The organism is Roseateles sp. GW821-FHT09G03 (assembly GCF_059416045.1).
In genome coordinates, this window is record NZ_JBWKOK010000004.1 from 602,475 (window position 1) to 613,767 (window position 11,293).

An 11,293-nucleotide genomic window follows, 5' to 3' on the forward strand; every position below is an offset into this window, starting at 1 on the left:
AAAACGCTTTGCAAGAGTGCTTGACGGAGGTCAAGCGATTCACCGACTTCAATGAGTCAGGGCTTGATTTCCTGCGCCGAGGCCCAGGGGCCGGTGATGCCGTCGAGTTCGCAATCCCACAGCGCCTGTGCATCGAGCGCATCGGTGACGCCTTCCGCATAGACCTTCAGAGAGAGACTGCGCAGCATGACCACCAGGCTGCGCACGAACGCCGCCCGGCCCACGTCCGCCGACACGCCGCTGACCACCGAGCTGTCGAGCTTCACGTAGTCCAGTCCGGCCTGGAAAAGTCGATCGATTTGAGCCAGTCCAGCCCCCGCGTGTTCGAGACCCAGTTGGACACCCAGCGGCCGCAATTGGCGACCCAGTTCCTGCAGCGCCTCGAAGTGCTGCGCCGCCGCCGGCTCGGCCAGTTCCAGTCCAATCTGACGACGAACCGCCGCCGGTGCCACCTGCACCAGCTCACGGGCGCGGGCGATGAAGCTGCCGTCGTTCAGCGACGCCGGCGCCACGTTGACGCAGCGCATCCGGCCATCGCGCTGCGTGGCCTGCAGCGCCAGTGCGAGCGCCTGCAGGTCCGCCTCGGCGCTCAGCCGATGGCGCAGCGCCAGCGGCAGCCAGCGCGCGGCGGGCTCGAACTCGCCGACCGGGTTGAGCTTCAACTGCAGCGGGCACTCCAGATGCAAGACCTGACGCTCGCGGCCGATCAGCGGGAACTCCAGCAGCCGGCTGCGTTGATGCGCCAGCGCGTCCGAGATCAACGCGCGCCACGCGCGCTCGCCCTGCGCCACCTCGTCCGACGGCGGCGCCTCGCGCAACTCCAGCACGACACCCTCGCCCTGCTCGGCCTTGGCGAGTGCCGCGTCGGCTGCGGCGAACCAGGCGCTCATCGGCTGGTCGCGCATCAGCTCGACCGCGCCCAGCGCGACGCCGACACCCGATCCCAGGTTCTGCAAGCCCGCGCGCAGCGCATCGGCCAGCGCCTGCGCGGTATCGCCGACCACATTCGGCGCTGGCAGCCACAAGGCGAAGTCCGAACCGTTGAGCCGTCCCGCGAGGCAACCGCGCACCTGCTCCGGATACACCCGCAGCGCCTGCGCGATCGCCATCAGCGCCTGGTCCGTCGCGCCGTGGCCAAGGCGCTGGTTCAGGCCCGGCAGATCCCGCAGCCGCACCAGCACCAGCCCCGCGCGCAGCGGACCGTCGTCGCGCTCCAGCGCGGAGTTCAGTTCCGCCACGAATTGCCGCCGGTGCGACAGGCCGGTCAGTTCGTCGCACAGCAACTGGTGATGCAGCGTGCGCAGCTGCTCGGCCTGGGCCTCGAACATCTGCCGCGTGCGCAGCACCATCGTGTTCATCGCGCTCGTCAGCTTGCGCATCTCGGGGACACGCGGCTCCAGCACGGTCTCGAAGCGCCCTTGCGACACGCCCTCGGCCTGCCGCACGGCGGTGTCCAGCGGCCGGCGCAGCCGGGCCAGCACCGCCGCCGCCGCCACGCCCGTCGCCAGCCCCACCGCGAGCAGCCAGAGCGCCGTGCTCACCGTGGCGCGCCACAGCGCCTCGTGCACGTAGCCGGTCTGGCCGCGCAGCTCGATCTCGCCGGCGGCCTTCCAGCCGTCCGACACCTTCGCCACGCCGGGCGCCACGTCCAGCGGCAGCAGCGCGACGAACCAGCGCGGCGCATGTGAGACCTGCGGCGTTTCCAGATGGCGCTCGAAGACCTGCGCGCCGCTGCCGTCGCGCCAGCGCACGCTCTCATACGCCCCCGCATCGAATTGCGCCGAGATCAGCAGCGACATCAGCTCCGCGTCGCCCTTCTGCTGCGACAGCGCCAGCGCCAGCGAATTCGCGTTGTCGGCGTTCTTCAACTGCGCCTGCGTCTGCAGCAGCTCGCGCAGCGACCAGGTGCTCACCGCGACGCCGCCCAGCGCCGAAGCCAGCACCGCGCCCAGGACCAGCCACCAGATTTGTCTTATCAGGGACATGTCTTGAATTCTCCGTCGCCCATCAGAAGCCCTCCGCCTTCGCCTTCGCCAGCAGGTCGCGCCACAGCGACAGCCGGACCAGCGGATTGCCCGCCGTCGTCGCGCCGACGCCGCTCCACAACCCTTCGCCGTTGAAGCTGAACACCGGCGTCAGGTCCGGTCTCAGCGACGCGGGCCGGATCTCCGGATTGATATTGTCCAGAATCAAGGGCTCCGCTTCCGGCTGCGCATAGTAGGCCAGGACCATGTGCGCCTGAGGCCGGCCCTGGAACTGCGCCCGCACGTACACCATCCGCAGCTTGGCTTGCGGCACGCCCGCGCTCAACAGGCTCATGTACTTGGCGATCGCGTAGTCCTCGCAGTCACCCGCGCCCTTGTCCAGCAACTCCAGCGGCGTGGCCCAGTAGTCGACCTGGCCCCACACCTCGATGTCGTCCTTGAACGCCACCCGCTGGTTGAAGAAGCTGTTGACCGCCGTCAGCCGGTCGCGCTCTTCGGGCATCGTCGCCGCGCGATCCGCCATCTGGATCATGGCCCTGACCGAAGCCTGCGTCTTCGGCGAGAGCCTGGCCGCGGACTCGGTCAGCTTGTCCTTGTCCCACGCCCAGGCGAATGCGGACCACAGCCCTGCCACGCACACCAGCAGCGCCAACGCCCGCGGCGCCGGCCGGATTGTCCGGCCTGCGCGGTACGCTGTACGAGTGACGAAACGTGACATGCGCTGCAATGTATCTGCCCCGGCGCGCTCCGGCGGGCGAAGTGCGACATGCGATGGGCCCTCGTGGACGCCCCTCCGGACAAGCGGCAATTTGCCGCACCCCTTTCATGCCCCGGGTCGGGGAGCGCCGGGATAATCCGGCGCTCAGATGAAGACCCAAGCCATCCGCCAGGAACTCGATCAGGCCCGCGCCAACGGCCCGCTGCGCCAGATCCAGATTCCGCCCTGCCCCGAGCTGCTGCAGCGCCTGCGCGCAGCGATGGCGCTGCCTCAGCCCGACCTCAACGAAGTCGGCCGCGTCGCGGCGGCCGACGTCGCGATGTCCGCGACGCTGCTGCGCGTGGCCAACAGCCCCTTGCACCTCGTGGCAGGCCACGTGCCCTGCACCACCGTCGGCCAGGCGATGTACCGCCTGGGCCTGGATGAGAGTGTCGCGCTGATGCAGGCCTTCCTGGTCCGTCACGCGATCCCGGTCAACAGCCCGCACCTGCTGCGCTTCTGGCAGCGCTCGACCAAGCGCGCGGTCGCGATGGGCTTCATCGCCGGCCAGTTGCCGGGCATGCGCGTCGACCTGGCGCAGAGCTACGGGTTGTTCTGCCACGTCGGCATGCCGGTGCTGCTGCAGAGCGTGCGCGGCTACGGCGCGACGATGGTCGAAGCCGGCGCCCGCATCGACCGCCCCTTCATCGCGACCGAAAACGCCAACCACCGCACCGACCACGCCGTCGTCGGCGCGCTGGTGATCAAGGTCTGGCATCTGGCGCCGGAGTTGATGACGGCCATCCGGCTGCATCACGACTTCGAGGCGCTGAAGGACGAGAGCATCGAACCGGAGATCCGCTCGCTGATCGCCGCGGGGCTGATCGCCGAACATCTGATGCGTCAGCACGAAGGGCTGGACGAGGACGCGGACTGGGCCGCCAACCGCGAGGCGGCATTGGCCTGGCTGCACTTGTCAGAAGACGAGCTCGAGCAGTGGGACGACGCGCTTCGGCCGTTGCTGGACGAGGCCTGAGCTCGGCTGGCGGGGCCAGGGGGCCGGCCCTCATACGTCTCGCAGGCTCCACAAATCGGGCCGGCCCCCTGGCCCCGCCAGCCTCCAGCTCGTGGTGGGCGTCGAGGTGGCGTGCGAAGGTCAGGCGGCGCGGACGGCCACACGGGCAGCAGCCAGGTCCCAACGCGCGCAACCGACGCTCTTGAAGAGCCGCGTGCGGCGGTCGTCGACGGGACGCTGACCCAGCACGAGATCGTCGATCGCGTCCTGCGGTTCGAAGCGCCCGGCCGCCATCAGGTCGCCGGCCTCGGCCTGCGCGCCGACCGGATCGTCGACCCAGATCTGCGCGCCACGGACCAGTTCCTGCGGCAGCTCCACCATGTCGTCGCGGAACGCGCCGACACCGATCACCACCGCGCCCTCGCCGACTCCCGGGCGCAGCACCGGCACGCGGCTGGTCGTCGCGCAGACGATGACGTCCCAGTCGTGGCGCGTCTGGGATTCCGCCGGCAGCGGCTCGACGCCGAGCTCCTCGACAAAACCTGGCACCGTCTGGTGACCTTGCACATGGATGGTCGCCTGCGGGTGCAGCGCCTGGAGCGCCTCGACATGCGCGCGCGCCTGCACGCCGCCGCCGACCACCAGCGCGCGGCGCGGTGCCTTGCGGACCAGGTGCTGCAGCGCCAGCATGCTGACGGCGGCCGTGCGGCGCGCGGTCAGCGCAGGGCCGTCCAGCACCGCCAGTCGCTGTCCGGTGCGGCTGTCCAGCACGACGACCTCGCCCGCGATCGTCGGCAGGCCGAGCGCCGCGTTGAGCGGATGCACGCTGACGAGCTTGGTGATCGACAGCGTGTCGCTGAGGCAGGGCATCACCAGCAGCACGCCATCCTGACGCAACGGCAGCACCTGCCGCGGCGGGCAGGTGAGCCGGCCGTCGCGGTGCTCGCGGCAGACCAGCGCGATCTCCTCCATCAGGGGAGACCACGGCAGCGCGCGCGAGGTGGCGGCGGCGTCGAGAACCAGCATCCGGTCGTGTGCTCCGTGCGTGGCCTGAACTGCTTGGGCGGCTTGGACGGCGTGGCCCGCGCTTACTTGCGCGGCGGCGGCAGGTCGGTGCACGAGCCGTGCGCGACTTCCGCGGCCATGCCGATCGATTCGCCGAGCGTCGGATGCGGGTGGATCGTCTTGCCGATGTCGACCGCGTCCGCGCCCATCTCGATCGCCAGGGCGATCTCGCCGATCATGTCGCCCGCGTGCGTGCCGACGATGCCGCCGCCGATGATGCGGTGGGTCTCCTCGTCGAAGATCAGCTTGGTGAAGCCCTCGTCGCGGCCGTTGGCGATCGCGCGCCCCGACGCCGTCCACGGGAACAGGCCCTTCTTGATCTTGAGACCGCGCGCCTTGGCTTCGTCCTCGGTCACGCCGACCCAGGCCACTTCGGGATCGGTGTAGGCGACGCTCGGGATCACGCGCGCATCGAAGCGCGACCTGGCCAGGGACTCGTCGCCCAGCAGCTCGCCGGCGATGACTTCCGCCGCCACGTGGCCCTCATGCACCGCCTTGTGCGCCAGCATCGGCTGGCCGACGATGTCGCCGATGGCGAAGATGTTGGGCACGTTGGTGCGCATCTGCACGTCGACCGGGATGAAGCCGCGATCGCTCACGACCACGCCCGCCTTGTCCGCGCCGATCTTCTTGCCGTTGGGCGAACGGCCCACCGCCTGCAGCACCAGGTCGTAGACCTGCGGCTCTTTCGGAGCGCCCTCGCCTTCGAAGGTCACCTTGATGCCTTCGGGCGTCGCTTCCGCGGCCACCGTCTTCGTGTTCAACATGATGTTGTCGAAGCGCGGCGCGTTCATCTTCTGCCAGACCTTGACCAGGTCGCGGTCCGCGCCGGTCATCAGCGTGGGCAGCATTTCCACGACGTCCAGGCGCGCGCCCAGCGTCGAGTAGACCGTGCCCATCTCCAGGCCGATGATGCCGCCGCCGACGATCAGCATGCGCTTGGGCTGGCTGGTCAGTTCGAGCGCGCCGGTCGAGTCGATCACGCGCGGGTCGTTCGGCATGAAGGGCAGGCGCACCGCCTGCGAGCCCGCGGCGATGATGATCTTGCGGAACTTCAGCGTCTGGGTCTTGCCGGTGCGTTCCTGGGCCTCGCCGCTGGTCTCTTCGACCGACAGGTGGTTGGCGTCCAGCAGCGTGCCGTAGCCGCGCACGACGGTGACCTTGCGCATCTTGGCCATCATCGTCAGGCCGCCCGTGAGCTTGCCGACGACCTTGGACTTGTGCGCGGCCAGCTTGGGCAGCTCGACCTTGGGGGCGGCGAATTCGACGCCCAGGTCGGCGAAGTGCTTGACCTCGTCCATCACCGCCGCGACGTGCAGCAGCGCCTTGGACGGGATGCAGCCGACGTTCAGGCAGACGCCGCCCAGCGTCGCGTAACGCTCGACGATCGCGACCTTGAGGCCGAGGTCGGCCGCGCGGAACGCGGCCGAGTAACCGCCGGGACCGCTGCCGAGGACGATCACGTCGTACTCGCCTTCGGCCGGGCCGGTGTAGGTCGCGGCCTGCGGAGCCGGTGCAGCGGGAGCCGCGGCGGGCGCGGGTGCCGACGCAGCCGGAGCGGGCGCAGGCGCCGAGGCGGCCGGCGCCGGTGCTGCGGCGGCAGGCGCCGGCGCGGCGGCCGCGTCGCTTTCCAGCACGACCAGCAGGTCGCCCTGGTTGAGCTTGTCGCCCAGCTTGACCTTGAGTTCCTTGACGACGCCGGCGGCGGAGGACGGGATCTCCATCGAGGCCTTGTCGGACTCGACGGTCACCAGGCTCTGCTCGACCTTCACCGTGTCGCCGACCTTGACCAGGACTTCGATGATCGCGACGTCCTTGAAGTCCCCGATGTCGGGAACCTTGACTTCAACTTGTGCCATGTCCGGTGCTTCCGATCAGAGGACGATGCGGCGGAAGTCCGCCAGCAGGGACGCGAAGTAGACGTTGAAGCGGGCAGCCGACGCGCCGTCGATGACGCGGTGGTCCCAGCTCAGCGACAGCGGCAGGATCAGGCGCGGCTGGAACTGCTTGCCGTCCCACACGGGCTGCGTCGAGGACTTGCACACGCCCATGATCGCGACTTCCGGCGCGTTGATGATCGGCGTGAAGTAGGTGCCGCCGATGCCGCCCAGCGACGAGATCGAGAAGCAGCCGCCGGTCATGTCCGCCGGGCCGAGCTTGCCGTCGCGGGCCTTCTTGGCCAGCTCCGACATTTCCTGGCTGATCTGGAAGATGCCCTTCTTGTCGCAATCGCGGATCACCGGCACGACCAGGCCGTTCGGCGTGTCCGCGGCGAAGCCGATGTGGAAGTAGTTCTTCAGCACCAGCGTGTCGCCGTCGAGCGAGGCGTTGAACTCGGGGAACTTCTTCAGCGCCGCGACGGTCGCCTTGATCATGAAGGCCAGCATCGTGACCTTGATGCCGGACTTCTCGTTCTCCTTGTTCAGCTGGACGCGGAAGGCTTCCAGCTCGGTGATGTCCGCGTCGTCGTGGTTGGTGACGTGCGGGATCGTGACCCAGTTGCGATGCAGGTTGGCGCCGCTGATCTTCTTGATGCGCGACAGGTCCTTGCGCTCGACCGGGCCGAACTTCTCGAAGTCGACCTTGGGCCAGGGCAGCAGGCCCGGGAACGCGCCGCCGCCGGCAGCGCCGCCGGCCGGGGCCGCCGCCTTCTGCGCGACGGTCTGCGCCGTGCCGGCCATGACGGCCTTGACGAAGCCCTGCACGTCGGATTCGGTGATGCGGCCCTTGGCGCCGGAGCCCTTGACCTCGTCGAGCGGCACGCCCAGTTCGCGGGCGATCTTGCGGATGCTCGGCGACGCATGCGGCAGCTTGCCCGACGGCTTGGTCGGCTCGTGCGGCGGCAGCGCGGCGGTCGGGATCTGGCGATCCGCGGGCGCGCTCGCGGCGGCCGGAGCCGGCGCAGCGGCGGCTTGTGCCGGAGCAGGCGCGGCAGCAGCCGGCGCGGGAGCGGCAGCGCCACCCGCCGCTTCGATCACGGCGATCTTCGAGCCCTTGGCGACCTTGTCGCCGAGCTTGACCAGCAATTCCTTGATCACGCCGCCGTGCGACGACGGGATCTCCATCGAGGCCTTGTCGCTCTCGACGGTGATCAGGCTCTGCTCCTGCTTGACCGTGTCGCCGACCTTGACCAGCACCTCGATCACCGCGACTTCGTCGAAGTCGCCGATGTCGGGCACGACGATGTCGACCGGACCGGCCGACGCTGCGGCAGGCGCAGCGGCAGGAGCCGGCGCGGGTGCTGCTTGCGGCGCGGGCGCCGGAGCAGCGGCCGCCGGTGCGGGCGCTGCGGCGGCCGGCGCCGGGGCGCCTGCGGCATCGCTCTCGAGCACGACGATCAGGTCACCCTGGTTGATCGTGTCGCCGATCTTGACCTTCACTTCCTTGACGACGCCCGCCACGGAGGACGGGATCTCCATCGAGGCCTTGTCGGACTCGACGGTCACGAGGCTCTGCTCCACTTTCACCGTGTCGCCGGGCTTGACCAGCAGCTCGATGATCGCGACGTCCTTGAAGTCCCCGATGTCGGGAACCTTGACTTCCACCAATGCCATTTGTGTTGTCTCCGAGTCCGACGCTTAGGCGTACAGCGGGTTGATCTTGTCGACGTTGATGCCGTACTTCTTCAGCGCTTCGGCCACCTTCGCCTGCGGGATCTTGCCTTCGTCGGCCAGGCTCTTCAGCGCGGCCACGACGATGTAGTGGCGGTTGATCTCGAAGTGCTCACGCAGCTTGGAGCGGAAGTCGCTGCGGCCGAAGCCGTCGGTGCCCAGCACCTTGTACGAACGGCCGGCCGGGATGAAGGCGCGGATCTGTTCCGCATAGTTCTTCATGTAGTCGGTCGACGCGATCACCGGACCCTGCACCTTGCTCAGCTGCTGCGTCACGTAGGGCACGCAGGCCAGTTCGGTCGGGTGCAGCAGGTTCCAGCGCTCGGCGTTCTGGCCGTCGCGGGCCAGCTCGTTGAAGCTGGGGCAGGACCAGACGTTGGCGCCGACGCCCCAGTCCGATTCCAGCAGCTTCTTCGCGGCCTGGCTCTCGCGCAGGATGGTGCCCGAGCCCAGCAGGTTCACCGTCAGCGGCTGCGCGCCTTGCGGCTGCACGGCCTCTTCCAGCAGGTACATGCCCTTGAGGATCTGTTCCTCGGTGCCGGCCTTCAGGCCCGGCATCGGGTAGTTCTCGTTGAGCAGCGTCAGGTAGAAGTAGACGTTCTCCTGGTTCTCGACCATGCGCTTCAGGCCGGAGTGCAGGATGACGGCGACTTCATGCGCGAAGGTCGGGTCGTAGCTGATGCAGTTGGGGATGGTGCCGGCCAGGATGTGGCTGTGGCCGTCCTCGTGCTGCAGGCCTTCGCCGTTCAGCGTGGTGCGTCCCGAGGTGCCGCCCAGCAGGAAGCCGCGCGCCTGCATGTCGCCCGCCGCCCAGGCCAGGTCGCCGATGCGCTGGAAGCCGAACATCGAGTAGTAGACGTAGAACGGGATCATCACGCGGTTGTTCGTCGAGTACGACGTCGCCGCGGCGATCCAGCTGGCCATGCCGCCCGCTTCGTTGATGCCTTCCTGCAGGATCTGGCCGGCCTTGTCCTCGCGGTAGTACATGACCTGGTCCTTGTCGACCGGCGTGTAGTTCTGACCCGCGGGGTTGTAGATGCCGATCTGGCGGAACAGGCCTTCCATGCCGAAGGTGCGCGCCTCGTCGACCAGGATGGGCACGGTGCGCGGGCCCAGGTCCTTGTCGCGCAGCAGCGTCGTCAGGAAGCGGACGTAGGCCTGCGTCGTCGAGATCTCGCGGCCTTCGGCCGTCGGATCCAGCACGGCCTGGAAGGTGGCCAGGTCGGGCACCTTCAGCGCTTCTTCCGCCTGCGGACGGCGCTTGGGCAGGTAGCCGCCCAGCGTCTTGCGGCGCTCGTGCAGGTACTGCATCTCCGGCGTGTCGTCGGCCGGCTTGTAGAACGGGATCTTGGACAGCTCGCTGTCCGGGATGGGGATGTTGAAGCGGTCGCGGAAGGCCTTGATGTCCTCGTCCTGCAGCTTCTTGGTCTGGTGCGCGGTGTTCTTGCCTTCACCGATCTTGCCCATGCCGTAACCCTTGACGGTCTTGATCAGCATGACGGTCGGCTGGCCGACGGTGTTCACCGCCTTGTGATACGCCGCGTACACCTTCTGCGGGTCGTGGCCGCCGCGGTTCAGGCGCCAGATGTCCTCGTCGGACATGTTCTCCACCATCTTCAGCAGCTCGGGGTGCTTGCCGAAGAAGTGCTTGCGCACGAACGCGCCGTCGTTGGCCTTGTAGGCCTGGTAGTCGCCGTCCAGCGTCTCCATCATGACCTTGCGCAGCAGCTCCTGCTTGTCGCGGGCCAGCAGCGGATCCCAGTAGGAGCCCCAGATCAGCTTGATGACGTTCCAGCCGGAACCGCGGAACTCGCCCTCCAGCTCCTGGATGATCTTGCCGTTGCCGCGCACCGGGCCGTCCAGGCGCTGCAGGTTGCAGTTGACGACGAAGATCAGGTTGTCCAGCTTCTCGCGCGCGGCCAGGCCGATCGCGCCCAGGCTTTCCGGCTCGTCCATCTCGCCGTCGCCCAGGAAGACCCAGACCTTGCGCTTGGCCGTGTCGGCGATGCCGCGGGCGTGCAGGTACTTCAGGAAGCGCGCCTGGTAGATGGCCATCAGCGGGCCCAGGCCCATGGACACCGTCGGGAACTGCCAGAACTCGGGCATCAGCTTCGGATGCGGGTAGCTCGACAGGCCCTTGCCTTCGACTTCCTGGCGGAAGTTGTTCAGCTGGTCTTCGGTGATGCGGCCTTCCAGGAAGGCGCGGGCGTAGATGCCAGGCGCGCTGTGGCCCTGGATGTAGAGCAGGTCGCCGCCGTGCACGCCGCCTTCGCCGGTGTCATCGCCGTGCCAGAAGTGGTTGAAGCCGCAGCCCAGCATGGTCGCCAGCGAGGCGAAGCTGGAGATGTGGCCGCCCAGGTCGCCGCCGTCTTCCGGATGCAGGCGGTTGGCGCGCACGACCATCGCCATCGCGTTCCAGCGCATGAAGGCGCGCAGGCGCTCTTCCATGTCGATGTTGCCGGGGAAGCGCTCTTCCTGGTCGGCCGGGATGGTGTTGACGTAGGCCGTGGTGGCCGAGAAGGGCACGTCGATGCCGGCCTGACGCGCGTGGTCGATCAGGGTCTCGAGCAGGAAGTGGGCGCGATCGCCGCCTTCTTCACCGATGACGGCGGACAGGGCGTCCAGCCATTCCTTGGTTTCGAGGGCGTCGGTGTCATTGGCGGATGCGCCGAGGAACGACTGGGGCTGCGCGGACATGTCTTTGTCTCCTTGTCTCAATCACGGCCTTCTGGTGGGCGTCTGGCGGGCTTGTTGCTGGCGCGAGGCTCTCGGATCGAACGGGTCACTGTGCCCGAACTTGCGAAAACCGTCATGCGCGCGCCGTCATGCCTACGCACGTGGCAAACACGCGGCAAACCCCACCGGAAGGGCTATGGCGGCGGAGTGTCGCATAAGCCGTTCATTTTCCAAATAGCGCGAT

General features: G+C 68.4%; 7 protein-coding genes. 1 reads left to right on the plus strand and 6 read right to left on the minus strand.

The genetic code is table 11. The features are described from left to right. Nucleotides 1-56: 56 nt before the first annotated feature. Both AC07OZ_RS18360 and AC07OZ_RS18365 read right to left on the minus strand, forming a co-directional pair. Nucleotides 57-1,985, minus strand: a complete 1,929-nt coding sequence (locus tag AC07OZ_RS18360) for an EAL domain-containing protein (RefSeq protein WP_495468513.1) — start codon at nt 1,983-1,985, stop codon at nt 57-59. Between the two features lie 22 nt (nt 1,986-2,007). After that, nucleotides 2,008-2,637 carry a transglutaminase-like cysteine peptidase gene (locus AC07OZ_RS18365; protein ID WP_495468514.1) on the minus strand — a complete coding sequence of 210 codons (630 nt, stop codon included), beginning with the start codon at nt 2,635-2,637 and terminating at the stop codon, nt 2,008-2,010. A 214-nt stretch (nt 2,638-2,851) separates the two neighbouring features. Between AC07OZ_RS18365 and AC07OZ_RS18370 the strand changes: the two genes are divergently transcribed. Beyond that, on the plus strand, nt 2,852-3,718 hold the full coding sequence (locus tag AC07OZ_RS18370; RefSeq protein WP_495468515.1) for an HDOD domain-containing protein: 867 nt from the start codon (nt 2,852-2,854) through the stop codon (nt 3,716-3,718). 120 nt (nt 3,719-3,838) lie between these two features. On the opposite strand, the gene AC07OZ_RS18375 is transcribed toward AC07OZ_RS18370, so the two are convergent. The 4 genes from AC07OZ_RS18375 to aceE all read right to left on the minus strand — a co-directional run bounded on the left by AC07OZ_RS18375 (nt 3,839) and on the right by aceE (nt 11,070). After that, nucleotides 3,839-4,723: a delta(1)-pyrroline-2-carboxylate reductase family protein gene (locus tag AC07OZ_RS18375; protein WP_495468516.1), complete on the minus strand. Its 885-nt coding sequence runs from the start codon at nt 4,721-4,723 to the stop codon at nt 3,839-3,841. A gap of 62 nt (nt 4,724-4,785) precedes the next feature. Further along, the gene (gene lpdA, locus AC07OZ_RS18380; RefSeq protein ID WP_495468517.1) at nt 4,786-6,621 is read right to left on the minus strand and encodes a dihydrolipoyl dehydrogenase; all 1,836 of its coding nucleotides are present in this window, start codon (nt 6,619-6,621) and stop codon (nt 4,786-4,788) included. A gap of 15 nt (nt 6,622-6,636) precedes the next feature. After that, complete coding sequence (gene aceF / locus AC07OZ_RS18385; RefSeq protein WP_495468518.1) at nt 6,637-8,316, minus strand: dihydrolipoyllysine-residue acetyltransferase; 1,680 nt, start codon at nt 8,314-8,316, stop codon at nt 6,637-6,639. 24 nt (nt 8,317-8,340) lie between these two features. Beyond that, on the minus strand, nt 8,341-11,070 hold the full coding sequence (gene aceE, locus AC07OZ_RS18390; RefSeq protein ID WP_495468519.1) for a pyruvate dehydrogenase (acetyl-transferring), homodimeric type: 2,730 nt from the start codon (nt 11,068-11,070) through the stop codon (nt 8,341-8,343). Between the last annotated feature and the right edge of the window lie 223 nt (nt 11,071-11,293).

Excerpts from the sequence above, each read along its gene's own strand:
- AC07OZ_RS18360 (WP_495468513.1), bottom strand. The coding sequence starts at position 1,985 with ATGTCCCTGATAAGACAAATCTGGTGGCTGGTCCTGGGCGCGGTGCTG.
- AC07OZ_RS18370 (WP_495468515.1), top strand. The coding sequence starts at position 2,852 with ATGAAGACCCAAGCCATCCGCCAGGAACTCGATCAGGCCCGCGCCAAC.
- AC07OZ_RS18375 (WP_495468516.1), bottom strand. The coding sequence starts at position 4,723 with ATGCTGGTTCTCGACGCCGCCGCCACCTCGCGCGCGCTGCCGTGGTCT.
- lpdA (WP_495468517.1), bottom strand. The coding sequence starts at position 6,621 with ATGGCACAAGTTGAAGTCAAGGTTCCCGACATCGGGGACTTCAAGGAC.
- aceF (WP_495468518.1), bottom strand. The coding sequence starts at position 8,316 with ATGGCATTGGTGGAAGTCAAGGTTCCCGACATCGGGGACTTCAAGGAC.
- aceE (WP_495468519.1), bottom strand. The coding sequence starts at position 11,070 with ATGTCCGCGCAGCCCCAGTCGTTCCTCGGCGCATCCGCCAATGACACC.